The organism is Pseudomonas sp. URMO17WK12:I12 (assembly GCF_000514395.1).
Taxonomy (GTDB): Bacteria; Pseudomonadota; Gammaproteobacteria; order Pseudomonadales; family Pseudomonadaceae; genus Aquipseudomonas; species Aquipseudomonas mucoides.
Window position 1 is genome coordinate 159846 of record NZ_AZVV01000017.1, and the last position, 23862, is coordinate 183707.

The 23862-nt window shown below is 60.7% G+C and carries 20 protein-coding genes and 1 rRNA gene; 6 read left to right on the top strand and 15 right to left on the bottom strand.

Annotated features, from left to right (window positions below; translation table 11 throughout):
- Positions 1–71: 71 nt before the first annotated feature.
- Both D882_RS0123485 and D882_RS0123490 read right to left on the bottom strand, forming a co-directional pair.
- Positions 72–806 (bottom strand): thioesterase II family protein, encoded by a 735-nt coding sequence (locus D882_RS0123485; RefSeq protein WP_027925502.1) that lies wholly within the window; start codon positions 804–806, stop codon positions 72–74.
- A 171-nt stretch (positions 807–977) separates the two neighbouring features.
- On the bottom strand, positions 978–2150 hold the full coding sequence (locus tag D882_RS0123490) for an MFS transporter (protein WP_027925503.1): 1173 nt from the start codon (positions 2148–2150) through the stop codon (positions 978–980).
- Between the two features lie 258 nt (positions 2151–2408).
- Here D882_RS0123490 and D882_RS0123495 point away from each other — a divergent pair, with 258 nt between their 5' ends.
- Together D882_RS0123495 and D882_RS0123500 are read left to right on the top strand one after the other, a co-directional pair.
- Positions 2409–4247 (top strand): glycoside hydrolase family 15 protein, encoded by a 1839-nt coding sequence (locus tag D882_RS0123495; protein WP_027925504.1) that lies wholly within the window; start codon positions 2409–2411, stop codon positions 4245–4247.
- A gap of 329 nt (positions 4248–4576) precedes the next feature.
- A complete protein-coding gene (locus D882_RS0123500) occupies positions 4577–4966 on the top strand; it encodes a hypothetical protein (protein WP_027925505.1) in 390 nt (129 codons plus the stop codon).
- Here D882_RS0123500 and D882_RS0123505 read toward each other — a convergent pair.
- A complete protein-coding gene (locus D882_RS0123505) occupies positions 4942–5937 on the bottom strand; it encodes a GlxA family transcriptional regulator (RefSeq protein ID WP_027925506.1) in 996 nt (331 codons plus the stop codon). The genes D882_RS0123500 and D882_RS0123505 overlap by 25 nt on opposite strands.
- Before the next feature lie 89 nt (positions 5938–6026).
- Between D882_RS0123505 and inhA the strand changes: the two genes are divergently transcribed.
- A complete protein-coding gene (gene inhA, locus D882_RS0123510; RefSeq protein ID WP_027925507.1) occupies positions 6027–6704 on the top strand; it encodes an isonitrile hydratase in 678 nt (225 codons plus the stop codon).
- Between the two features lie 290 nt (positions 6705–6994).
- Here inhA and D882_RS0123515 read toward each other — a convergent pair whose 3' ends face one another.
- The gene (locus tag D882_RS0123515) at positions 6995–7483 is read right to left on the bottom strand and encodes an SRPBCC family protein (protein ID WP_027925508.1); all 489 of its coding nucleotides are present in this window, start codon (positions 7481–7483) and stop codon (positions 6995–6997) included.
- A 234-nt stretch (positions 7484–7717) separates the two neighbouring features.
- Between D882_RS0123515 and D882_RS0123520 the strand changes: the two genes are divergently transcribed.
- Positions 7718–8119 (top strand): lysozyme inhibitor LprI family protein, encoded by a 402-nt coding sequence (locus D882_RS0123520; RefSeq protein WP_027925509.1) that lies wholly within the window; start codon positions 7718–7720, stop codon positions 8117–8119.
- Between the two features lie 120 nt (positions 8120–8239).
- Here the strand turns inward: D882_RS0123520 and peaD are convergent, their stop codons facing one another.
- From peaD to peaA, 4 genes are all read right to left on the bottom strand, one after another.
- Entirely contained in the window at positions 8240–9358 is a 1119-nt protein-coding gene (gene peaD, locus D882_RS0123525) for a quinohemoprotein amine dehydrogenase subunit beta (protein ID WP_027925510.1), read from the bottom strand.
- Positions 9359–9382: 24 nt separating this feature from the next.
- Positions 9383–9706 carry a quinohemoprotein amine dehydrogenase subunit gamma gene (gene qhpC / locus D882_RS0123530; protein ID WP_008145336.1) on the bottom strand — a complete coding sequence of 108 codons (324 nt, stop codon included), beginning with the start codon at positions 9704–9706 and terminating at the stop codon, positions 9383–9385.
- A gap of 1 nt (position 9707) precedes the next feature.
- Positions 9708–11138 (bottom strand): quinohemoprotein amine dehydrogenase maturation protein, encoded by a 1431-nt coding sequence (peaB, locus tag D882_RS0123535; RefSeq protein ID WP_027925511.1) that lies wholly within the window; start codon positions 11136–11138, stop codon positions 9708–9710.
- Between the two features lie 81 nt (positions 11139–11219).
- Positions 11220–12800, bottom strand: coding sequence for a quinohemoprotein amine dehydrogenase subunit alpha (peaA, locus tag D882_RS0123540; protein WP_027925512.1), 1581 nt, complete (start codon positions 12798–12800; stop codon positions 11220–11222).
- 343 nt (positions 12801–13143) lie between these two features.
- On the opposite strand from peaA, the gene D882_RS0123550 reads away from it, so the two are divergent.
- Positions 13144–13500 carry a hypothetical protein gene (locus tag D882_RS0123550; protein ID WP_027925513.1) on the top strand — a complete coding sequence of 119 codons (357 nt, stop codon included), beginning with the start codon at positions 13144–13146 and terminating at the stop codon, positions 13498–13500.
- A 49-nt stretch (positions 13501–13549) separates the two neighbouring features.
- Here the strand turns inward: D882_RS0123550 and D882_RS0123555 are convergent, their stop codons facing one another.
- Positions 13550–13804 (bottom strand): DUF1652 domain-containing protein, encoded by a 255-nt coding sequence (locus D882_RS0123555; protein WP_027925514.1) that lies wholly within the window; start codon positions 13802–13804, stop codon positions 13550–13552.
- A gap of 353 nt (positions 13805–14157) precedes the next feature.
- On the opposite strand from D882_RS0123555, the gene D882_RS0123560 reads away from it, so the two are divergent.
- A complete protein-coding gene (locus D882_RS0123560; protein ID WP_027925515.1) occupies positions 14158–15648 on the top strand; it encodes an aldehyde dehydrogenase in 1491 nt (496 codons plus the stop codon).
- A gap of 117 nt (positions 15649–15765) precedes the next feature.
- Here D882_RS0123560 and D882_RS0123565 read toward each other — a convergent pair whose 3' ends face one another.
- The 6 genes from D882_RS0123565 to rrf form a co-directional block, all read right to left on the bottom strand.
- The gene (locus D882_RS0123565; RefSeq protein WP_027925516.1) at positions 15766–17064 is read right to left on the bottom strand and encodes a tryptophan 7-halogenase; all 1299 of its coding nucleotides are present in this window, start codon (positions 17062–17064) and stop codon (positions 15766–15768) included.
- On the bottom strand, positions 17061–17738 hold the full coding sequence (locus D882_RS0123570) for a S8 family serine peptidase (RefSeq protein ID WP_027925517.1): 678 nt from the start codon (positions 17736–17738) through the stop codon (positions 17061–17063). Before D882_RS0123570 ends, D882_RS0123565 begins: the two co-directional genes overlap by 4 nt.
- The gene (locus D882_RS0123575; RefSeq protein ID WP_027925518.1) at positions 17728–19446 is read right to left on the bottom strand and encodes an ABC transporter ATP-binding protein; all 1719 of its coding nucleotides are present in this window, start codon (positions 19444–19446) and stop codon (positions 17728–17730) included. Before D882_RS0123575 ends, D882_RS0123570 begins: the two co-directional genes overlap by 11 nt.
- Positions 19446–21350 carry a sigma-54-dependent Fis family transcriptional regulator gene (locus tag D882_RS0123580; protein WP_027925519.1) on the bottom strand — a complete coding sequence of 635 codons (1905 nt, stop codon included), beginning with the start codon at positions 21348–21350 and terminating at the stop codon, positions 19446–19448. The genes D882_RS0123575 and D882_RS0123580 overlap by 1 nt, the downstream gene beginning before the upstream one ends.
- A gap of 120 nt (positions 21351–21470) precedes the next feature.
- Positions 21471–23363, bottom strand: a complete 1893-nt coding sequence (gene mrdA / locus D882_RS0123585) for a penicillin-binding protein 2 (protein WP_027925520.1) — start codon at positions 23361–23363, stop codon at positions 21471–21473.
- A gap of 222 nt (positions 23364–23585) precedes the next feature.
- Positions 23586–23701 (bottom strand): 5S ribosomal RNA (gene rrf / locus D882_RS0123590).
- Positions 23702–23862 lie beyond the last annotated feature (161 nt).

Genomic DNA, 23862 nt, shown 5'->3' on the forward strand with positions numbered 1-23862 from the left:
AGTCAGTCACATCCCTGTTGAATGTACCGACGCCATCGCGAGCAGGCTCACTCCTACAGGGGTTGGTTGTGTCAGGCGCTGGCGGCCATGGCATGCCGGCGATGGTGGATCTCGAGCTGATCCTTGATCACCCGCAGCACCTTGGCCTCGTGCTCATGGATGAAGAAGTGACCACCGCCAAGCATGTCCACGGAAAAACTGCCGTGGGTTTCCTTGCTCCAGCCGATCAGCTGTTCCGTGGTCGCGCGATCAGCCTTGCCGCCGAGCACGTGCACCGGGCAGTTGAGCAAGGGGCGCTGCTGTGGTTCGAAGCGTCCGCACAGCAGGAAGTCCGCGCGCAGGACCGGCAGCGTCAGGCTCATCAGTTCTTCGTTGGCCAACACTTCTTCGCGGGTGCCATTGAGCGTACGCAATTGCTCGATCAGCTCGGCATCGGTTTTCGGCTCGGCAAAACCGCGATCGTAGTCCGCACGCATCGTCGGCGCAGCGGTGCCTGAAGCGAACAGCGCCACCGGCTCCGGACCGCCCAGCGAGCGCAACGCATGGGCCATTTCACAGGCGAGCAAGGCACCCAGACTATGGCCGAAAATCGCGTAAGGGGTTTTCAGCGTGGCGATGTGTTCTTGCGCGAGTTGCAGCGCCAGGCGCCGCATGTCGGTGTGCAACGGCTCGCCGAACCGTGCGCCACGGCCGGGCAGTTCCACCGGTTGCAGTGTGAGCCACTCCGGCAGTTTGCGCCGCCAGCGGCTGTAAACCATGGCGCTCGCGCCTGAATAGGGCAGGCACAGCAATGTCAGCTGGGTCACCGGGCTCACCTCGAAAAGTTGTCTATCAAGAGAACGGATGAGCGCCGCGGAGAATTAGTCGTACACATCCCCTTGTAGGAGTGAGCCTGCTCGCGATAGCGGTATGTCAGTCAATTCAGATGGTGACGGTTACACCGCTATCGCGAGCAGGCTCACGCCTACAGGGGGACTTTATTTCAAGTGGCGGAAGCTTTGGACAGCGGAAATGAGGACCACCAGGCCGGCAGCTATCGCCACCCAAAACCCGCTGCGCGCGCCGAACGCATCCACCAGCCACCCCGAACTCGCCGCACCAATCGCCACGCCAATACTCAACCCGGTCACCAGCCAGGTCAGGCCTTCCGTCAGCTTGGCCGGTGGCACGATGCGCTCCACCAGGGCCATGGCGACGATCAAGGTCGGCGCAAAAAACAGCCCGGCCACAAACACCGCCAACGACAACCCGAGAATGTTGCTCGCCAGCAACAACGGCAGCGTCGTCAACGCTGTCGCCACCCCGCCGTACAGGAACAATCGCGGCAACGGCACCTTCGAACGCAAGGCCCCGAACGCCAGCCCGGCCATGCATGAACCAATCGCATACACCGACAACACAATGCTCGCCGCCGCCGGTTGGCCCTGCTGCTGGGCGAACGCCACGCTGACCACATCGACCACGCCAACAATGGTGCCCATGGCGACCATCAACAACATCAGCAACTGAATCTCGACGGAACGAATGATCGAGCCTTGATGGTGTTCTTCATGGGGATGAATGGCCGGCTCAGTGTCGCGTTGCAGGACGAATGCCGTGACACCAATCGCCAGCATCAACAACGCCGCGAGCGGCCCGGCCTCGGGGAACGCCACCACGCACAAGCCCACCGACACTGGCGGCCCGACGATAAAGCAGACCTCGTCCAGCACCGACTCCAGGGCATAGGCGGTTTGCAGTTCGGGCTGGCCGCGATAGACCTCGGTCCAGCGTGCCCGCACCATCGCCGACATGCTGGGCATGCAACCGGCCAACGCGGCGAACACGAACAACGTCCAGTGCGGCGCCTGTAAACGGGTGCACAGCAACACCAGCAACAACGCCCCGCCGCCGATCAGCGCCGAAATCGGCAAGATCCGGCGTTGGCCATAGCGGTCGACCAATCGTGAGACCTGCGGCGCGCAAAAAGCTGTGGCCAAGGCAAAGGTTGCCGCCACGGCACCGGCCAGTCCGTAACCACCCTGCAGTTGCGAGAGCATGGTGATCAGGCCGATGCCGGTCATGGAAATCGGCATGCGCGCGATCATGCCGGCCAGCACGAAGGCTCGGCTGCCGGGGGCTTTGAACAGATCGCGGTAAGGGTTGGCCATGGGATGCGGGTCTCGACAAGGGACTGCAAATTGCCATAAGGCTGATTGAGGGGAAAGCGCCCAATTGTTGGTGGAATGTGAAGGCCCCTTCGCGAGCAGGCTCGCTCCCACATTGGATGTGTCTACGACGCAAAACCCTGTGGGAGCGAGCCTGCTCGCGAAGGGGTCAGAACAATCACCACATCATTCCAGCAAATGAACTCCTGCCCCCAAAAACCAGTCAGCTAGGTAGGCCCTCACCGCAAGGCGCTAACCGTCATGCCGATTTCTCTCCAGCCGCTACTTCACGAACGACAAAGCGCCATCGACGCCCACGGCATCATCGGCGACATGCGCAGCGCCGCACTGGTCAACGACAAGGGCAGCGTGGACTTTTTCTGCTGGCCGGAATTCGACAGCCCGTCGATTTTCTGCTCGCTGCTCGATACGCCCCAGGCGGGTATCTTCCAGTTGTCGCCGGACTTGCCCGACGCCCGCCGCGAGCAGATTTACCTGCCGGACACCAACGTGCTGCAAACCCGTTGGCTGAGTGATCGCGCGGTGGTCGAAATCACCGACCTGCTGCCTATCGGTGACACCGAGGACGATCTGCCGCTGTTGATGCGCAGGGTTCGGGTGGTCAGCGGTGAGGCGACGTTTCACATGCGCTGCGCCGTGCGTCATGACTACGCTCGCGCCAGGACGCGCGCGCGGATGGATAAAAAAGACGTGACGTTCGAGGCCGCCGATCAACCGTCCATGCGCCTGTCTTCGGATCAGGGGTTGCAGGTTGATGGTGATGCAGCGGTGGCCGAATTCACCCTGAAGCAAGATGAGAGTGCACAGTTCCTGCTCGGTGGACTCGACGATCCGCGCTTCAAGGAGGGTGCCGCCGACCTGTGCCTGCAACGCACCCTGAAGTTCTGGCGCGACTGGATTGGCCAGTCCAACTATCGCGGCCGCTGGCGGGAAATGGTCAACCGCTCGGCCCTCGCCCTGAAGCTGCTGACATCACGCAAACACGGCGCGATTCTCGCCGCCGCCACCTTCGGCCTGCCGGAAACTCCGGGCGGCGAGCGCAATTGGGATTATCGCTACACCTGGATCCGCGACGCATCGTTTACCGTCTACGCGTTCATGCGCCTGGGGTTCGTCCAGGAAGCCAACGACTACATGCGCTGGCTGCGCGGGCGGGTCAGCGACTGTCATGGCCAGTCGAAGAAGCTCAACATTCTCTATGCCATGGACGGTCGACAGGAACTGCCGGAGGTCGAACTGACGCACCTGTCCGGACATGGCGGCGCGACACCAGTGCGCATCGGCAACGGTGCCTGCGATCAGATCCAGCTCGACATCTTCGGCGAGTTGATGGACGCGATCTACCTGGTCAACAAATATGGCGAGGCGATCTCCCATGAAGGCTGGAAACATACCGTGGAAGTGGTCGATCAGGTGTGCGAAACCTGGCAGCAGGCAGACGTCGGTATCTGGGAAATGCGTGGCGAGCAGCATCACTTCCTGCACTCGCGACTGATGTGCTGGGTCGCACTGGACCGCGCCATTCGCCTGGCCTCGAAACGCTCACTGCCCGCCCCGTTCGCCCGTTGGGACCAGATGCGCCAGGCTATCTACGCTGACATCTGGGGAAACTTCTGGAACGAAGAACGCGGACATTTCGTCCAGTACATCGGCGGCACCGCCCTCGACGGCTCGATGTTGCTGATGCCGCTGGTACGCTTCGTCAGCGCCAAGGACCCGCGCTGGCTCGCCACCCTCCAAGCCATCGAAAAAAACCTGGTGCGCGACGGCATGGTCTATCGCTATCGCAACGACGACACCCGCATCGACGGCCTCGACGGCACCGAAGGCGCGTTCGCCGCGTGCTCATTCTGGTACGTCGAATGCCTGGCGCGGGCCGGTCAGGTGGAAAAAGCCCATCTGGAGTTTGAACAGTTGCTGAGGTATGCCAACCCGCTCGACCTGTATGCCGAAGAGCTGGACAATCATGCGCGGCATCTGGGGAATACGCCGCAAGCACTGACACATCTGGCGTTGATCAGTGCGGCGAGTTTTCTGGATCGGAAATTGAGTGGGGAGAAGAGTTTTTGGCAGCCTTGAGACTGAGGCGTAGCCATCAGCCACAACATCACTAGCCGACAAAGTCCGTCAGAAATTTCCCGTTTTGCGCTGCCGCTTGTAGGAACGAAGCTCACTCACACCAGGCTTAAACACACTCCCAGAACCTACCAACCCAACGTTGGCGAGCATTTGTGGGCTTTCAGGCCAAACCTCCTACAAAAATTGAACAAACATTCCCCTTTCACCCCGGCACCTCCCATTCCTACAGCCTGAAATACCTTGTTGCCAGTCGTTACATCCCCCCCTAACATCCAGCAACAACGGGTACAGCGGAGCTGTCCAACAAAACCCGAATTCAAGGAACCTGAATGAGCCAGCGTATCCACCGCAGCATCGACTCTCCCCTTCGCTCCGGCCTGAACCGCGACGAACTGTGGGAAGGCCCGGACAAAGGCCTGATCAAATGCTGGGAAATCGGCCGTCAACGCGCCGCCCGTTTCCCCAACCTCGCCCAACGCAGCCTTGCCGGAGAGCTACCGGTTCTGGGCTGGAAGGGGGGTGTCAGTCGCAGCCTGAAAAAACTCGAAAAGTACGGATCTCTCAAATACCTGGCGCAGTGGCAGGGTTTGCGCGGGGAGGATCTGGATGTTGATTTGGCTGAAGAGCGGGCGTTGGAATGCTCCCGGACCGGGATGGTGGTGACGTTTACGCCGGATCGGTCAAAGTATTTTAATCAGGTGGCGGAAGTGGAAGCCTGATAGAGAGCGGGCCCACTGACCGAAAACCGCTCGCGATACGCCTGTGGTGTCACGCCCATGGCCCTTAGAAAACTGCGCCGAAGCGTTTCTTCGCTGCCAAATCCGCATTGCACCGCCACCCGCTTGATCGGTACACCGGTGTCGCTGAGCAACCGTCGCGCCGTTTCGACCCGGATTAATTCAATGGCGCGCGCCGGAGTTTGCCCGGTGTCGGCGCGGTAGTGGCGGACAAAACTGCGTTCGCTCATGCCCGCCTGCAACGCCAGGGTGGGAATGCCGAGGTCCTTGGTCAGGTTTTCACTGATCCAGACGTGAAGTTCGTCGAACCGGTCGCCTTCTTTCTGTAAGGACAAGGTCACGCTGAACTGTGACTGCCCGCCCGGACGCTTGAGGAACACCACCAGTTGCTGGGCGACTTCCAGCGCCATGTTGCGGCCGAGGTCCTCTTCGACCATGGCCAGGGCGAGGTCGATGCCAGCCGTGACCCCGGCCGAGGTCCAGACCGGGCCGTCGTTGATGAAGATCGGATTGGGCTCGACGTGGAGGCGCGGATGCTTCTGCGCCAACTGCTCGCAACGCGTCCAGTGCGTGACCACTCGCCGGCCATCCAGCCAGCCGCTGGCAGCCAGCAAAAACGCCCCGGTGCACACGGATGAAACCCGCCGGCAAGCTGCCGCATGTTCGCGCACCCAGGCCACCAGCGCCGGGTCTTCCGCCGCCGCGTAAACGCCCCAGCCACCGGCAATCACCAGCGTGTCGCTTTCGCCCTCGGGCAACGGCTCGGCCAATAGCCCCAAGCCCGCCGACGATATTACCGCCCCGCCGCCGCTGGCAATCACTGTCGGCGCATAGGGCGGCGGCAATCCTTTCTGGCGAGCCATGTCGTTGGCCGAGGCGAAAACCTGCAAGGGCCCGGTGACGTCGAGCAGTTGCACATTGGCAAACGCGAGTACGTGAATGATTTTCGGCATGTTGGCGTAATTCGTGGGGTGATTGGCGGATACGCCAAATCCTACGAGCCTACAGTGAAGACGTCCACCCACTTCAGGAGAAATACGCCATGACGTTGCAGATCGGTTTTCTGTTGTTTCCCCAGGTTCAGCAACTGGACCTGACCGGCCCTTACGATGTGTTGGCCTCACTGCCGGACGTGAAGGTGCATTTGATCTGGAAGGACCTGGTGCCGATTACCGCGAGCACTGGCCTGGTGCTGAAACCGACCGTGACGTTCGACGATTGCCCGGCGCTGGATGTGATCTGCGTTCCCGGCGGCGGTGGCGTCGGGCCGTTGATGGAAGATGAAGAAACGCTGGCGTTCATCAAGGCGCAAGCCGCCACCGCGCGGTATGTCACGTCGGTCTGCACCGGTGCGCTGGTGCTCGGCGCCGCAGGGTTGCTCAAGGGCAAGCGGGCGACGACGCATTGGGCCTATCACGAACTGCTCAAGCCACTGGGCGCGATCCCGGTGAAGGACCGGGTGGTGCGCGACGGCAATCTGCTGACCGGTGGCGGGATTACCGCAGGGATCGACTTTGCCCTGACCCTGGCGGCGGAACTGTTCGACAAGGACACCGCGCAGCTGGTGCAGTTGCAGTTGGAATATGCCCCGGCACCGCCGTTCCAGTCGGGCAGCCCTGAAGCGGCACCATCGAGTGTTCTGGCTGAAGCGCAACGCCGGGCAGCCGCCTCGCTTGAGCTGCGCACGCAAATCACCGAACGGGCAGCGGCCAGGCTCTAAGCGCTGCCGGACTTTTCGACAGGCAAAAAAAAACCCGCCGAAGCGGGTTTTTCCCAAGACCATTGTCGACTCCCTGTCGGTAGCCAATCCTTGCTGATGGTCGATCATCCGTGATCCTGAAGCGCTTCCTGTGCTTCAGTTGATGGAGTTAGATTACGTGTCGGATCCAATCTGCGATAGACGACATAGCTACCATCGCGTGTAAGACATTCGCTATACCCACCCTTCCGAAAACCCTTAGACGCCTCAGGTTTAATGGCTGGAGGCCTCGAATTCAGGGGGCTGTAGCTTTAACCACCTTCACGCTCGTGGGCTTTGGCGCTTTTGGTCAGAAACTGTTCGATGTTGTTCATCTGCTCATCCCAGCCGCGGCTGTCCTTACGGAACGCCTTGAGCCTTCGCGCTTGGGGAACATGATCGAAACCGGATTCGGTGACCTTCAACAAGGTGCCTTCATCCATGTCTTCAAGCTCGAATTTCACCAAAGTAGTGGGTTCCTGGGAATAGTCGACATCCGGTTCAACTGCATACGGGTGCCAACGAAACGAAAACACCCGCTCGGGCTCGACCCGCTCCACCAGCACATTCCACAGCAAGTGCTCATACCCGGGATAGGTGATCTGCCCCTGGGTCCACTCACCGGCGACGAAACGCTTGCCGTCCAGCGCAACGCCAAACCACTGCCCAAACGCTTCGGCATTGGCCAGCACACGCCAGACGTGCGAACGCTTCGCCTTGAGCAGGATTTTCCTTTCGATGCGATCTGATGCTGGGTTCATAAGTCACCTCCTGTACTGAACAGTAGGTCAGTAACAACCACAAGACCAACCCTAAAATTGGACCAATCGCTTGTCGCGATCAACCATGCTCGGGATATTCGGCCATTTTTGTGCGCATAAGTTCGGGTTTGCGGGCGAGACGGTTGCGGACAGCAAGGCGTGTTCTGTCGGCGCAGGTTCATAGTGATTCGCTAAACTGCCTCGCAATTTCCTCTGCCACAGCGAGTTTCCGCCATGTACTCACGCTTTTTCCTGGCACTGGCGCCAGTGTTGTTCACTTCGATGGCGTTCGCCGTGGATTGCGACAACGCCACCGACCAGGCCACGATGAACCAATGCGCCGCGCAGCAGAATGCGGCGGCCGACAAGGAGTTGAATGCGCTGTATCAGCAAATCACCACGCGTCTGAAAGCTGAGCCCGAGCGCAAGAAGTTGTTGGTGGGCGCGCAACGGGCGTGGGTTGCGTTTCGGGATGCCGAGTGCAAGTTTTCGGCTTCGGGGGTGGAAGGGGGCAGTGTGTATCCGTTGATCTATAGCAGTTGCACCACCGACTTGACCAAGGCGCGGGTTCAGACGTTCAGGAATTATCTTAAGTGTCAGGAGGGGGATGTGGGGTGTCCGGTTCCGGGGGGTTGATTTGGCAGTATTTTTGAGGGCCTCATCGCGAGCAGGCTCACTCCTACAGGGGATCTGTGTTGCACCGCAGATCCCCTGTAGGAGTGAGTGCTCGCGATGGCGGCCGGTCAGGCGCCGCTATTACCGGACAAATATCTGCGCCGTGGTGATCGCCATATCCCCACCCGGCATTTTGATGCTGCCAATCTGCTTCAAGCTGTCGGCATCAAAAATCGCCACGTCGTTAAACGTCCCGGCCAGGTAGATCTTGCTGCCGTCCTTGTTGAAGGAAATGCAGTAGTAGGAATGATCCAGCGTCGCCGACTGAAGCATTTTCTTTTCCTTGATGTCGTACTTGGCCAAGCGGTTGAGCACCCCGAACATCAGGTTCGGGTCCTTCGGCGAGCGCATGCCGCTGAAGTAGATTTCCGTCAGGGGACCGAAGTCGGTGGTTTCGGTCTTGCCGGTTTTCAGGTCAATGCTGAACAGCCCGTAGAGGTATTCAGCGGTCAACGGGTCCTGCTTCTTGTCCTTGAATTTCGCGGTGGTATAGAGCAGCGAGAAATCATGGCGATACGTCTGCTGGTTCCATACGTAGAGCACGTCCGGCGCGCTGTAGTTCGGGCGTTTCCAGTGACGACTGGGAATCAGCACGTCGAACTTGCCGGTGTTCACATTGACCTTGTAGACGTCCGCCCCGGCCACGTACAGCGTGCCGTCGTCGCCGCTTTGCATGATGGTCAGTTGCCGCGGCGCCGGGAAACTGCGCACCGGTTTGGCGTCCATGCCGGCGTCAGTCTTGTACACATCGAGCCGCGGCTGCTGCACTTCGTAGCGGTCATTGAGCATCAATGTCGGGTTGGCAATGGCAAACAGTTCCTTGCCGTCGTGGCTGAGGGTGAAGGCGAACATCGACTTCGCTTTCTCCCCCGGTTTCTGGGTGATGCTGGCGTGGAACACCTGCTTGCAATTGTCCAGCTCGACGCCGTAGACATCGGCGTAGTGGTTGTTCAACACATAGGCGGTCTTGCGGTCCGGCGACAGTTGCACGGTGCCGGGGCCAAAGGCGTCGGGCATCTTGCAGGTCTTGAACAGCGTGTCGGTGGCCAGGTCGATCACGTTCAGGTTGTTCGGGTAGTTGGTGGTCAACATGTACTCGTGACCGTCTTGCAGTGCTGCATTTTCATCGGCCAGAACGTTGAGCGAACACGTGCTCAGGACGGCGAATGCGGCCAGGCCGCAGGCTTTGATGCTGTGCATGCTGGAATCCTTCTTCTTATCTGATCACTTGTCTTTGGGGAAGACAGTGCCGAGGTTGCGCCAGTTTTCGTTGGACGCCTGGGCATCCTTGTTCCAGTCCGGATAGGTGCTCATCATGTCGGGCACCTGGGCCGGCCACCAGCACGGGTCGGAACAGCCATACAAGTCGGCTTCCATCGGCTGGCACAGCGACGACACCCCGCCAAACGCATCGATCTCCCAACCCGGGTCGGTGGTCGAGGCGCAGCCCGCCACAGAGCTCATGGCCACCACTTCTTCGATGCGGTTTTCGGCCGCAGCCTCGTCCAGTTTCAGCGCTTTGTTATTGATTGCCTTGAGATGTTTCATATCAGTGAGCCTTGCGCGGAGTGATGTAGCTGCTGATAAACGCAGGGTTATGGGCCATGATCCGGGTGTAGACCTCGATGCCGAAGTCGACCCAGTCACGCATCAGTTCGCAGTAGTGATAGGTCGGGTGGGTCGGGTCGCCGTACCGGGCGTAGCTTTCGTGGTAGCAGCCGCCGGAGCACAGGTTGCGGATCTGGCAGTCCTCGCAACCGGTGTTGGTGCGGTCGAGGCGTTGGGACAGGAAGTCGTTCAACTCCACCTGTTTGACGCCGCTGTGCACGTTGCCGAAGGTCGGCAGTGACGAACCGGTAAAGCGATGACACAGGTTCAGTTCGCCTTTGTGATCCACCGCCAGCATCTTCAGGCCCGCGCCGCACGGCAGGGCTTTTTTGTGGCCTTCGTGGATGTCGGTGATCAATTGGTGCAGGTTGGAAAAACCGATGTTGCGGTGTTCCAGCGCCGCTTCCAGGTAACGCCGACCCAGCCTCTTCATGCTGGCGAAAACTTCGATCAACTCGTCGCTGGACAGGTTGAAGGTGCTGATGTCGCCAGAGGTCACCGGGGCAAACCCGACTTCGGCAAAACCCAGTTCATTGAACAGGTGATCCCAGATGGTTTCGACGTCGGTGACGCCGGTGGTCAACGTGACCCGCGCGCCCACCGGACGGCTGTTGTAGCGCGACAACAGCATCTCCGCCTTGCGCCGTACCACGTCATACGTGCCCTGCCCGCCCACGGTGATACGGTTGCGGTCGTGCACGGTTTTAGGCCCGTCGATGCTCACCGACAGCCCGAAACGGTGGGCATTGAGGTAGTCCACGGTTTCTTCAGTGAGCAGCGTGGCGTTGGTGGTCATGACGAACTCGACGAACTTGCCGGCCTCGCGGAAACGCTTCTCGCAATAGTCGACCATGTACTCGATCAGTTTGCGGTTGCTCAACGGCTCGCCACCGAAGAACACCACGGTGAAACGCTCTTCATCCGGGGATTCGCGCAGCAGCATTTCCACCGACGCGACCGCCGTTTCGACGTCCATTTTCTTGCCCGCCGACGGCTTGTCGAGGTCTTCCTTGTAGCAGTAGGTGCAGCTCAAGTTGCAGCCGGTGTTGACGTTGAGCACCACGGTATTGATCGCGGTACGCTCGACCCGTTTGGTGCCGATGTCCGGGGTCAGTGGCGAGCCGTCGCTGACCAGTTCCAGGGACATCAACTCACGCAAGGTCTCGGTGATTTCCTCGCCGTTGAAGCGGGAGGACAAGCGCTGGATCAGGTCGTCCGACGAACAGCCGGGACCGCGCAAGGTATCGATGATGGTGCCGGTCAGTTCGTCGCTGGCGAACAGCGAACTGCTGGGGATGTGAAACAGCATGCGGTCGGCATCGACGTGCACTTCGTGCAGGTTCCGTTCGACCAGATTCAAAATAGCGCCCATTGCAACCTCCTGTGCAAACCCCGTTTGACGGGGCCTGCGGTCATTCCGAAAAAGTGTCTGAAGCCGTAGGAATCAGCCAACTCATGGAATGGGTGGATTGTTCCAGCGTTGCACGGTGACGATCATGTGGCCTTCGCCGGTCAGGGATTTCCCTGCATCGTCGACGGCGGCGATCACCTTGAGGTTGCCGGCATTGTTGGTGGACATCTTGCGTTGCGGGTTCGGCCCGGCATCGCCCGGTGTGAACACGCCGCTGTCCGCCTGCATGGTGCCAGCGAACTTGACGTCTTCGTCTTCCTTGGCGCGGTCATCGAAGGCCTCGACCTTCCACTGCGCCGGGAACACGCCGATGCGATACAGCTTGCCGTCAGCGCCTTTGCCCCAGGCTTCGGCGTCGAAGCGGCCCTGGACTTTCGGCGTCGAACCACCGCCCTCGCCGATCCGCGCCACCGAGAATTCCGGCACCACTTTGACTTCGGCGATGGAGCTGTAGACCGACAGGCTCGGGCCTTTCAGTGTGCCGACGGTGACTGCACGCACGCCTGGTTGGGCATTGGCGGCGGCCTTGAGCTTGACCTTGATCCGCTCAGGGCTCTGCTCGACGATTTCGACCACTTCCACGCCTTTGCCGAAATTCGGTTTGCCGGTGAGACCGCTGCCGACCAGCGTCACTTCCGTTTCACTGCCAGTCTTCAGATAACCCGGCTGTACCGCCAGCAAACGGCTGGAACCCTGCTTGGCGGCGACGAAGTCCAGACCGCGCTCGTCGTGCTCGGCCTCGAACATCCGGCCCTGCATCGCATTGCCTTGGGCGGCGAATACCTGACGCATGGTCACGCCGTCGATGGTCACGTTGCCGCGCCATTCGTAGCCGGTGTAGAGAATCGCGCTGCCGTCGCCATTGAACGGGCTCCCGTCAGCGTATTGGCCTTTGACGCCAACCTTGAAGGTATCGCTGCCATCGGCCGTGACGCTCATCACGCCGGCCAATTCACCCTTGCCTGGCAAGTGGCCGCTGAAACTCCAGTCGCCCACCAGGGCATCGCTTTTCGGCGCGGCGCTCTGCCATTTTTTCCAGGCCGGGTTGTCCAGCGGATAACGCTTGGCCAACATCGGCACCATGTCTTTGCGGGCAATGTCGAACCAGTCGCGGTCGCGGGCCAGGGCCTGGTATTCGAGGGACGGCCATTGGCCGAGGTGGAAGTTCACCAGGCGTTCCCATTCCTGGGCCGGACGGCGTTGCAGGGCGACCCGCGCACCGGAGTGGCAGCGGCCACACATCTGGCTGGTCTGGTCGTCGAATTTTTCGACGGTATTGAGTCGACGCTCCAGCGCATAACGCACGCCATCGGTCTCGCTCGGTGCCAGGCCCTGGGTGTCGGCCAGGTACTTGACGAGGGTGCGGCGGTCGTCATCGCTGATCTGCAAACCGTGCATGGTTTGCATCCGGGCGATGCTCATCAACCAGCCTTCCGGGGTCTTGCGCTGGTGGCTGATGCGGCTGAGGGTGTTATTGGCTTCAGGGGTGTGACAGCCCTGACACGTTTCCTTGAGGATGGTCTGGGCGTCGCGGGCTGCCAGGCTGTCGGGCGAATGCAGCGCCACGCAAGCGGCCACGGCCAGCAGGCTGGCGCTCAGGCCTGATCGGAGTTTTCTCTTCATCAACGTCGAACCTCGCACGGTGCGTTCTTATTGTTGTGGCTTATCGTTTTTATGGTTTCTGCCGCCGGCGGCGAACCGCTGACGGAGGCAAGAGAAACGTCTGCGATGAGCAATACACGGAGCGTGCCAGCTTGCCGATGTTGTTTTTTATCAATCAGTTGCGTGCAATCAAGGGCCTGGAACAGCCGTTGAAGGAGAGCGCCTGCGTCTAATATCGCGACAGGTGTTGCAGTCTGAGACAAGCATAGATGCCCAGCGGGAACAGCTCATCGCCCAACGATTGACGGCACGGGTAGGCCGGCGCGAAATAGTTGTTCACCGATTGCCAGCAAGGGGATAAAAAATGGCAAGCATCACTGTCTTGGCGGGGGACTTTCTGCAGGGTGATGGAGAGTACAGGGACGGCGTTTTCACCCTCAGGACATCGCTTCATCCATGGCCCGGCCTCACCCTCCCGATTTCAGCGTTCAAGCGTGTGGAAGTCGCCAACGAGGAGTCGATCAACAACATCAAGGATGCCATCGGGTTCGGCGTGGCGGGCGCCATGCTGCTGGGACCCATCGGCGCAATTGCCGGGTTCATGCTGGCCGGCAAGGAAACCGAAGTGACCTTTCTGGCCACGCTCAAGGATGACCGGACGCTACTAGCGGCCGTGGATAGCAGCACGTTCGAGGAGATTTCTAGCATAATCCCCTCATGAACACCTCAACGCAGGCCGCACCACACGCGGTGGTGCGGCTGACGCCGGTTCAGCTCAAGAACGTTGGGTGGACGTCTTTGTGTGCGTTGATCTGTTGCTGCATCTGCCCCACCAGCGTCGCAATCGCGTGGGCGGTGTCCAGCTCCCAGACGGGAACGTGACTCACCACCAGGTCCACTTTGCCGGTCATGCAATTGCAGACCCGGATCGTCAACGACTGATCCGGTGCCATGCTGCAGGTGCATACCGAAGGTAGAAAACTCCGTTCAATGATGCTTTGAATCTCCAGGGTTGAAAGGTTCATCACAACCCCCCTTGTGCGAGATGTGTGGCCGGGGAAATGTTCCGTCATTTCACCCACCGAGCCTGAAAATTCTAGACCCCAACACGGGGGCACTCAAGGTCGCACCCCGGTTGCTCGTCGTCTCAGCGGGTGTCGCAATTTGCGAAAAAATCGCTACCGCCCGCTATGCCGACGGGAGAAGAAATGCCGATGGCAACGCAATTTTTGTAGCCGCTGGCGAAGCCTGCGGCTACATGGCATAACCTTCACCACCCTCCATTGGCGTCCGGCTAATCAACGTTGGCCTGACCTCCCGGCGACTTGGCACAACCATTGCGAAAGCCCTGTTCTCACGAACAATAAGAGGCTTCGCCATGACGCTCCCTAATGTGCTTCCCGCCACCTCCGCATTTATCCAGCGTGCCCCGCGCATGTTGATCGGCGGGGAATGGGTCGAGGCCGCCGATGGCCAGACCATGCCCCTGCACAACCCGGCCACCGGTGAAGTGTTGTGCGTGGTGCCACGGGCCACGCCGGAGGATGTCGACCGCGCGGTGTTGGCCGCGCGTCAGGCTTTCGATGATTCGGCCTGGACCCGCACCCGCCCACGCGAACGGCAGAATCTGTTGTGGAAACTCGCCGACCTGATGCAGCGCGATGCCGAGCTGCTGGCGCAACTGGAATGCCTGAACAACGGTAAAAGCGCGGCGGTCGCCCAAGTGATGGACGTGCAACTGGCCATCGATTTCCTGCGCTACATGGCCGGTTGGGCGACCAAGATTGAAGGTTCCAGCGTTGAGGTGTCGTTGCCGCTGATGCCCAACGATCAATTCCACAGTTTTATCCGTCGCGAAGCGGTGGGCGTGGTCGGCGCCATCGTCGCCTGGAACTTCCCGCTGCTACTGGCCTGCTGGAAGCTCGGCCCGGCCCTCGCCACCGGTTGCACGGTGGTGCTCAAACCCGCCGATGAAACCCCGCTGACCGCGCTGAAACTCGCTGAGCTGGTCCTCGAAGCCGGTTACCCCGAAGGCGTGTTCAACGTGGTTACCGGCACCGGCATCACCGCCGGTTCCGCGCTGACGCACAACCCGCTGGTGGACAAGCTGACCTTCACCGGCTCGACTGCCGTGGGCAAGCAGATAGGCAAGATCGCCATGGACTCCATGACCCGCGTGACCCTGGAGCTGGGCGGAAAATCACCGACCATCGTCATGGGCGACGCCGACCTGCCGAGCGCCGCCGCGGGTGCCGCCAGCGCGATCTTCTTCAACCAGGGCCAGGTCTGCTGCGCAGGTTCGCGCCTGTACGTGCAACGCAAGCATTTCGACAATGTGGTGGCGGACATCGCCGGTATTGCTAATGCCATGAAGCTCGGCAACGGCCTGGACCCAAGCGTCGAGATGGGTCCGTTGATTTCGGCGCGCCAGCAGGAACGGGTTTATGGGTACATCGAAAAGGGCCGGGAAAGTGGCGCGACCATCGCCTGCGGTGGCGAGCAATTCGGCCCGGGGTTTTTCGTCAAGCCGACGGTGATTGTCGACGTCGATCAGAAGCATTCGCTGGTGCAGGAAGAGATATTTGGTCCGGTGCTGGTGGCGATTCCGTTCGACGACGAAGCCGATGCGTTGCGCATGGCCAATGACAGTCCTTATGGGCTCGGGGCGAGTATCTGGTCGAATGATCTGGCGGCGGTGCACCGGATGATTCCGCGGATCAAATCGGGGTCGGTGTGGGTCAACTGCCACAGCGCCCTGGACCCGGCGTTGCCGTTTGGTGGGTACAAGATGTCGGGGGTCGGGCGGGAGATGGGGTATGCGGCGATTGAGCATTACACCGAGTTGAAGTCGGTGTTGATCAAGCTCTGATTTGCGGCGTTTTTTAGGCCGCCATCGCGGGCAAGCCCGGCTCCTACATTGGTTCTGTGTTGATCACAAATCCTCTGTAAGAGCCGGGCTTGACCGCGATGGCGTCCGAGAGGGCCCCTACAAATCCCGGGGTTTGAAGCCTTGAGCCAACAACCACCCCCGAACCACCCGCCCCTGCTCCACCGTCAACCCCGCCAACACCTGTTCCGCCGGCTCAGTACGCAACCGCCGCACCAACGGCGCCACTTCAACCCCTTGCACATGCCAGATCCCCAACGGCTGATCCGCCGTGATCACCACCTCGGCTTCATCGACAAACCCCTCATTCAACACCGGCGCCCGCTCAATCCTCAACGCGGCAAAATCTGCCTCGGCATGGGCCACCTGAGCATCCGGCCACTGCCGCCGCGCCTGCCAGAATGGTTGGTCCCGCCATCGCTGTTCATCGGCGTAAAAGTCACGACCGATCCGCGCAAAGCGCAAAAACAGCTGTTCCACCCGCTGCCGATGAAAACGCTGTGCCAAGGCCGTTCGCTCGGGTTTTCGCAACAGCGTGTTGATCACCGTTGGCGCCTGCAGCGCTGAGGACAGCGATTGAAAAATCCCGTTGCCCGACAGCGGGTCAACCGCCATCGCTGCATCCCCAACCCGAATCCAGTTCGGACCGCACACCTGCGGACTGAGGATCGCTGTGCTGCTGCGGGCATGCAACTGCAGGTCGATTTCCGGCGAGGCACCGAAAAAAGCCTGAGCCAGCGCCGAGCCCTGGCGCCGCTGCCGACAATAGTCGAGCAACTGCGCCTTGCCCGGCAGGTTGGCGCTGGCCACGTCCACCGTCCACTGCCAATAGCACTGACCATCAGCCCGCCGCGCCATCCACGCCCAGCCATCCTCCAGGCTTTCCACTGCGCTGGCGGTGCTGCCCGGCGTGGCCTGCCAGCGATTGAGCAGGCTGACCGTCTCCGGCCCTCTCAGGCCTTTACCAAGCGCAGGTGCCTGACGCCCTCGGGCGTCCACCAGAAAGTCCGCGACCAGCGCTTCACGCCCTTCGATCTCGATTCGATGCGCCGTAGCGTTGGTCTGAACCGTCAGCATCCGACCTTCGATCACCTCGACTCCTGCCAGGCGCAGGTCTTCGCGCAAGCCTCGGTCAAAGACGGGACGGTCCAACAGGAATTCAATGTTCTGCGCATGCTGCTGACCGTTCCACGACACCTGCCGCTGGGAAGGCAACGCCGCTTCCGCCAGCGCCTGATGCAGGCCCGCGCCGCGCAGTGCGTCCAGCACTCGCACCGAAACACCTTCCAGCGCGGCAAACCGGCGCCACTCGCTGACCAGCGTCACGGGATAACCGAGCCGCCGTAACCCCAGGGCCACCGCCGCCCCTGCTGGCCCGGCGCCGAGTATCACGATCATGGGCCGAAGCGCCGTTCAGGGCCGCGATAACGCGCATGCTCGCGCAGCCATTCGACCACTTGCTGGTTGCTCGCCTCAGGATGTTCGACCAGAAAAGCGCCGATGTGCCCGCTCAACGCCGCACACCCCAGACTGGCGCCGGATTGTCCTGGATAGGTCCCATGCACACACGCGGCGAAATCCGCTTGCGCGCTGTTGAGCCACGACCATTGCTGTTCGGTGCAACGGGCGTCGCCGGTAACGCGCAGCACCTGCGGATAATTGGCCGGGAACACGCCCTCGCCTTGCGCGGGACTAGAGGCGCAGAGTAGAACCCCGCGTGCCACCGCCGCTGCGCAGGCTTCGCGCAACAGGCTGCGATCCTGTCGCAAGCCGAGGCTCAAATTGATCAGCCGAACGTCCTGCGCCACCAGCCAGTCAATAGCGCTGGCGATCTGCAAGGCGCTAGTGACGCCGCGCTGATCAAACACCTGCCCCACGCAAAACACCGCTGAAGGTGCCCGCCGGCCGATGGCTTCAATCACTGCGCTGCCATGGCCCAGCGGATCGTCGCGCAACTCGCTTTCGGCCAGTCCATCGTTCAGCAACGAGAAGCGCCGACCCGCGACGACTTGCACCCGTTGCGCCGCCGAATGCCCACTGTCGACCACACCGATGCGCAGTTCAGGCTTCATGCAGCACCGTTTTTGAGGTGAGCACGCCGTCGAGCAATTCAAAACGCAGATCGGCATCGGCCAAGGTGGAGGGGCGATGGCTGATCAGGATGCGTGTACGTCCGGCAAACAGTCGGTCGATGGCCTCGATCACTTCGCGCTCAGTGGCTTCATCCACTGCCGAGGTGGCTTCGTCGAGCACCAGAATCAGCGGGTCCTGCAAGAGTGCCCGGGCAATGGCGATGCGTTGTTTCTGCCCGCCCGACAGCTGCTGGCCGCGCTCGCCCAACGGACTGTCGAGGCCTTCGGGCAACGACTCGATCAGGCTGTCGAGTTGCGCCAGTCGCGCGACTTCGGCAATCGCCTCGCGACTGGCGTGCGGTACGGCATAAGCGAGGTTGTCAGCGAGGCTGCCGCGAAACAACACGATGTCCTGACTGACCACGGCAATCCGCTGGCGCAACTGGAACAGATCCAGCTCCCGCAGGTCGACCTCCCCCAGCAATACGCGGCCGGACTGCGGATCATGATGGCGTTGCAACAGGTCGATCAGGGTTGATTTACCGACCCCGGAGCCGCCGCTGAGAGCGACTTTCAATCCGTAGGGAATGCGCGCTTCGATACCGCGCAAGGTGGTCGGGCGACCGGGATGACTGAAGTGCACATCGTCGAATCGCAGGTCACCCGAAGTCGGCATGGGTTGTGGCTGAACCGGCGTCAGGACGGTCGGCTCTTCGCCGCGCAATTCCATCACGCGCCCAAGACTGACGGTCATCCGTTGAATGGCGACGTAGAGCCCGAGCAGGCTCTGAACCGGCCCGACGGCCATGCCCAGATAAGTAGAAAACGCGATCAAGGCGCCCAACTGCCAGGTCCCCTGCACCACCCAGTACCCGCCAATCAAAAACGCACAGGCCCGGGACAACGACGTCAGTGTTCCCGGTACGGCCTGGGTAAAAAACTCGGTGACTTGCAGGCGCAGCAATTGGCTCATGTAGCCCTGACCCAGCGTTTCCAGACGCCGTGCTTCACGCTGTTGCTGGCCGGCGGACTGGATGAATTTCATCACCGGCAGTGTCTCGACCATGAACGAGGACATGTCCGCCGAGCGCTCGCGCAATTGCCGCACATCGCGCTCGACCTTGCGCCGCATCCAGCGCAGCCAGAGCACGTCGAGGGGGATCAGCACCAATGCTAACAACGAGAGTTTCCAGGACAGGGTCAGCAGCATCGCCACCGCGCAGACCAGACCGATCACACTCGATACCGCCGAAAACAGCGAGTCCACGGCAAAGCGCTGAATCTCCGCGACGTCGCCATCGAGGCGCGACATCAGGTCGCCAATCCGCCGCTGACCGTAAAAGCTCGGAGAGAGCGTCTGCAAATGCCGATAAAGATCATCGCGCAGCGCAAACAAAATCCGCCCGGACAACCGCGTGTGCAAGTAGCGGTTGATGCCCGACAGCGCCGTGCCGAGCAGCCCGGCGACGATCATCAACCCGGCAATCAACACCAGCATCGCAAAGTTGCGCGCCAGCAGGCCATCGTCGATCAGTAGCTTGGTCAACCAGGGTTGCACCAACACCAGCAGCGAGGCACACACCGACAAACCGAGCAGCCCGGCGATGGCCAAGCGATGGGGGCGCACGAAGCTGTAGAGCCAGCGCAATGCCGCTTGCAGGGCTTCGGGGTTCTGGCTGTCAATCAGCCGGACGATCAGGCGCTGCATCACGAACGCAACTGTTTGAGCTTGCGATACAGGGTCGCGCGACTGATGCCCAACGCGTCGGCGGCGGCCGAGACGTTACCCTGGTGCGTGTCCAGGGACTGACGAATCAGTTCCAGTTCATTTTCACGAATGCTGCCGGACTGAGGGCGTTCGGTGGCGGTCAATTCGTCGAGCATGCTGTCGGGCAAGTGGTCGAGGGTGAGGACGCCCTCCCCCGGCTCGCGCATGGCCAGCGCGGTGCGCAACACCATCTCCAATTGGCGGATGTTGCCCGGCCAGTGATAGCCGCTAAGCAGTCGGTTCAAATCGTCATGCAGGACGACGGTTGGTGCATCTAGCCTGGTCAGCAATCGCCCGACCAGTGCACTGAAATCGTCGCGTTCGCGCAGGGCCGGGAGCATCACGCTGATGCCGTTGACCCGGTAGAACAGGTCTTCGCGAAAGTGCTTTTCTTCCACCAGACGCTTGAGGTCGCGGTGCGTGGCGCAGATCAGCGCGACGTCGATGTCCTGTTCTTCGCCGGCACCCAGCGGCGCGACTTTGCGGTCTTGCAGCACCCGCAGCAAACGCGCTTGCAAGGCCAGCGGCATGTCGCCGATTTCATCGAGGAACAAGGTGCCGCCGTGGGCCTGTTGCAGACGACCGATCATGCCGCCACGACGGGAGCCGGTGAAGGCGCCTTCGCGGTAGCCGAACAGTTCCGATTCGATCAGGCCTTCGGGAATGGCCGCACAGTTCACCGCGATAAAGGGCTTGTCACGACGGGTTCCGGCCATGTGCAGGGCGCGGGCGATGACTTCTTTACCGGTGCCGGTTTCACCAAGCAGCAACACTGGCAACTCATTGGCCAAGCCTTGCCGGGCCATGCGCAGGGCGCGGGCATAACGCACGTTGCTACCGGCCAGGGACTCCAGGTCCGGCTGGGGTTTCGTGGTTTTGGCGGTCGTGCGCGTTGGGGTACTGACATTGATTGACCGCTGCGGCGCGCGCAGGGTTTTGTAGAAGAATTCGCCCTTGGCGGTTTGCAGGCTGCCGACGCCGCCCTGGTGCAAACGCGATAACAGTTGCAGGCCATCGACGCCGAGGAATTCTTCGCAACGTCGACCGACCAGCGCCGAGCGCTCGGCATGGAGCAACTGACAGGCCTGGGCACTGACCGCGAGGATCTGACCGCCGAGGCTCACCGCCAACAAGCCTTGCCAAGGCGATTCGAGGTATTGGCGGCGACTGTGGAAGGCCAGGACGATTTCGTCGGGATAACTGGCGTTGAACACGCGGCTTTCAATCTGGCTGACCGCCATCGCCAGCAACGCGGTGCTGTCATGGACGCGGCCGAGCGGGCCTTCTCGGGTCAGGTCGAGCACGCCGAGAATGTCGCCTTGAGGGCAGTGGATCGGCACCGAGGTGCAGGAAAAATCCGTCAGGCGATCGAGGTAATGTTCGCCGCAATCGATCATCGTCGGCCGGGCTTCGACCAGTGCAGTGCCCAGAGCGTTAGTGCCGCGAGCGGCTTCGCTCCAGCAGGCGCCTAACGTAATGTCTTGCAAGCCGCTGCCCTTGAGGCGGTCGGCACGCCCTTCGACAGCGAGGATGGTGGCGTCGGAATTGGCGAGGATGATCAGGCCTTCCTTGCCTTGGCGTTCAGCCAGGTAATCAATCGCTGGCAATGCCGCGTCGATCAGCAGTCGGTTGCTCGACAGCAGCACATCGAGGCTGGCGCTCGATTCCAGCGCCAGTTCGTGCTTGCCATTGAAGTGCACGCCATGACTGAGGCTGCGCCGCCAGGACGCATCGATTTCCGCGCGCAAAACGCCATCGGGGACTTCGCCCTCCAGGTGGAGTCTTTCCCGGGCCAGCCGGGCTTCGCGGTGCAGTTTCGGTGGTGTTGTTTTTATTAGCGTCATCAAGCGCTCCGAATCGGTCCGCCCTGCGCTTTTTCAAGTTCAGCGCCCTGCCGCAATCTTTACGTTAACGTCAGGGCGATGGCAAGTGCCTTATGGCGCTTGTGATTGCGAAGTAACGACTTACACGTGAGGATCACCTGGCGCTTTGCTCGGGGCGGCGTATTGCGGCTTGAGATGACCGTCCTGATCAAGTAGCCAGGCGTCCATGATCTGCCGCACCACCGGACCGGCGACGCGACCACCGGCCTCGCCGTTTTCGATCATCACCGAGATGACGATCTTCGGGTGCTCAGCCGGAGCGAAGCCAACGAACAAGGCGTTATCGCGGTTACGCTCCAGGGTTTTCGCCCGGTTGTAGCGCTCGCCCTGCTTGATCGCAACAACTTGCGCGGTACCACTCTTGCCGGCAATCCGGTATTGAGCCCCGATCGCAGCCGCCCGGGCAATCCCGCGAGCATCGTGCATCACCATCTGCATGCCGTGATTGACCTGTTCCCAGTCATGCGGATTCTTGAGCAGGATGTTCGGCATCGGGTGCTCATCCACCGGCGCGACGCCATCCACGGTCTTGGCCAGGTGCGGTCGATTCCACACCCCCTTATTCGCGATCAGCGCGGTGGCCTGGGCCAATTGCAGCGGAGTGACCTGCATGTAGCCCTGGCCAATGCCGAGGATCACCGTCTCACCAGGAAACCAGGCCTGACGACGTGTGGCGCGCTTCCAGGCTTGAGACGGCATCAAACCGGCAGACTCTTCGAACATGTCCAGCGAGACTTTCTCCCCGAGGCCGAACATCGCCATGTAGTCGTGCAGGCGGTCGATGCCCAGCTTATGGGCGAGGTCGTAGAAGTAGGTGTCGTTGGAGCGCATGATCGCGGCATCCATGTCCACCCAGCCGTCGCCGCTGTGGTTCCAGTTACGGTATTTGTGGTCGAAATCCGGGAGCTGGTAGTAACCCGGATCGAAGACACGGGTCTGTGGGGTGACGACACCGGCATCGAGGCCGGCGATGGCCACCTCAGGCTTGATGGTCGATCCCGGCGCGTAGAGGCCGCGCAGCACGCGGTTGAACAGCGGGCGGTCGATGGAGTCATGCAGCGCCGCGTATTCCTTGAAGCTGATCCCGGTGACGAACAGGTTCGGGTCGAAGCTTGGCTTGCTGACCATGGCCAGCACTTCACCGGTCGATGGGTCGAGTGCAACGACCGACCCACGACGATCACCCAAGGCTTCTTCGGCGGCTTCCTGAAGTTTGACGTCCAGGCTCAGGACGATGTTTTTACCGGGGACCGGATCGGTGTGCTTGAGCACGCGCAGCACGCGGCCTTGGGCATTGGTTTCGACTTCTTCGTAACCGACATGGCCATGCAACTCGGACTCATAGAATTTTTCGATGCCGGTTTTGCCGATGGATTGAGTGCCGCGGTATTCCACGTTGTCCAGGGCTTTGGATTCTTTCTCGTTGATACGACCGACATAGCCGATCGAATGCGCGAAGTGCGCTCCCATCGGGTAGTGACGCACGAACTGAGGCTCGACATCGATCCCTGGCAGGCGGTACTCGTTGACCGCCAATACAGCGATCTGCTCCTCGCTCAGTTCATAGAACAGCGTGACCGGCACGAACGGATGACGGGCCTGCTTCATGGCCTTGTCGAACAACGTTCGATCTTCTATCGGCAGGTGCAGGAGGTTGACCACCTCATCCAGCTCTTCTTTGACATCCGAAGTGCGTTCGCGGGTGATGGTCAGGTTGAAGCTCGGCCGGTTATCCGCCAGAACCACACCATTGCGGTCGTAGATCAACCCACGGGTGGGCGTGATCGGCAAGACGTGGACGCGGTTGTTTTCGGAGATGGTCGAGTGGTAGTCGAATTCGACCACTTGCAAGACGTACATGCGCACCACCAGCGCGCAGGTAATAGCGACGACGAACAAGCCGCAAGCCATCAGTCTTTTATTGACGAGGCGCGTCTCTTTTTCGTGGTCCTTGATCGGTATCGGTTCGGGCATTTCTGCAGCAACTCTGTGACGAAAGACGGGTGCCGATCCGTAGGCTTGAAATCAGTCCGTAAAAAAAACGAGCTGCACCATACCAAAAACTGCGCGGTTGCTTTAGTGCGATTTCCTCTAACGGTTGCCCTTGAGGGCCTAAATGACGGTCGGTGATGGCACTTTCCAGCGGGCAAAACAAAACCCCTACCTGCATACGCAGATAGGGGTTTCGGAATTTAATCTTGACGATGACCTACTCTCACATGGGGAAACCCCACACTACCATCGGCGATGCATCGTTTCACTGCTGAGTTCGGGATGGGATCAGGTGGTTCCAATGCTCTATGGTCGTCAAGAAATTCGGTAGCCAGGTCGTTTTCTCTTGCGAGATCACGCTCCAGCGAATGGGTATGCAATAGATTTGTGTGTTTCGTTTCGAATTTTCGACTTTGTATCGTCTTCACACACCGCAATCTGGCCTTTCGACGCAAATTGCTTGGGTGTTATATGGTCAAGC

Coding starts and splice junctions, on each gene's coding strand:
- D882_RS0123490 (WP_027925503.1), bottom strand. CDS start 2,150: ATGGCCAACCCTTACCGCGATCTGTTCAAAGCCCCCGGCAGCCGAGCC.
- D882_RS0123495 (WP_027925504.1), top strand. CDS start 2,409: ATGCCGATTTCTCTCCAGCCGCTACTTCACGAACGACAAAGCGCCATC.
- D882_RS0123500 (WP_027925505.1), top strand. CDS start 4,577: ATGAGCCAGCGTATCCACCGCAGCATCGACTCTCCCCTTCGCTCCGGC.
- D882_RS0123505 (WP_027925506.1), bottom strand. CDS start 5,937: ATGCCGAAAATCATTCACGTACTCGCGTTTGCCAATGTGCAACTGCTC.
- inhA (WP_027925507.1), top strand. CDS start 6,027: ATGACGTTGCAGATCGGTTTTCTGTTGTTTCCCCAGGTTCAGCAACTG.
- D882_RS0123515 (WP_027925508.1), bottom strand. CDS start 7,483: ATGAACCCAGCATCAGATCGCATCGAAAGGAAAATCCTGCTCAAGGCG.
- D882_RS0123520 (WP_027925509.1), top strand. CDS start 7,718: ATGTACTCACGCTTTTTCCTGGCACTGGCGCCAGTGTTGTTCACTTCG.
- peaD (WP_027925510.1), bottom strand. CDS start 9,358: ATGCACAGCATCAAAGCCTGCGGCCTGGCCGCATTCGCCGTCCTGAGC.
- qhpC (WP_008145336.1), bottom strand. CDS start 9,706: ATGAAACATCTCAAGGCAATCAATAACAAAGCGCTGAAACTGGACGAG.
- peaB (WP_027925511.1), bottom strand. CDS start 11,138: ATGGGCGCTATTTTGAATCTGGTCGAACGGAACCTGCACGAAGTGCAC.
- peaA (WP_027925512.1), bottom strand. CDS start 12,800: ATGAAGAGAAAACTCCGATCAGGCCTGAGCGCCAGCCTGCTGGCCGTG.
- D882_RS0123550 (WP_027925513.1), top strand. CDS start 13,144: ATGGCAAGCATCACTGTCTTGGCGGGGGACTTTCTGCAGGGTGATGGA.
- D882_RS0123555 (WP_027925514.1), bottom strand. CDS start 13,804: ATGAACCTTTCAACCCTGGAGATTCAAAGCATCATTGAACGGAGTTTT.
- D882_RS0123560 (WP_027925515.1), top strand. CDS start 14,158: ATGACGCTCCCTAATGTGCTTCCCGCCACCTCCGCATTTATCCAGCGT.
- D882_RS0123565 (WP_027925516.1), bottom strand. CDS start 17,064: ATGATCGTGATACTCGGCGCCGGGCCAGCAGGGGCGGCGGTGGCCCTG.
- D882_RS0123570 (WP_027925517.1), bottom strand. CDS start 17,738: ATGAAGCCTGAACTGCGCATCGGTGTGGTCGACAGTGGGCATTCGGCG.
- D882_RS0123575 (WP_027925518.1), bottom strand. CDS start 19,446: ATGCAGCGCCTGATCGTCCGGCTGATTGACAGCCAGAACCCCGAAGCC.
- D882_RS0123580 (WP_027925519.1), bottom strand. CDS start 21,350: ATGACGCTAATAAAAACAACACCACCGAAACTGCACCGCGAAGCCCGG.
- mrdA (WP_027925520.1), bottom strand. CDS start 23,363: ATGCCCGAACCGATACCGATCAAGGACCACGAAAAAGAGACGCGCCTC.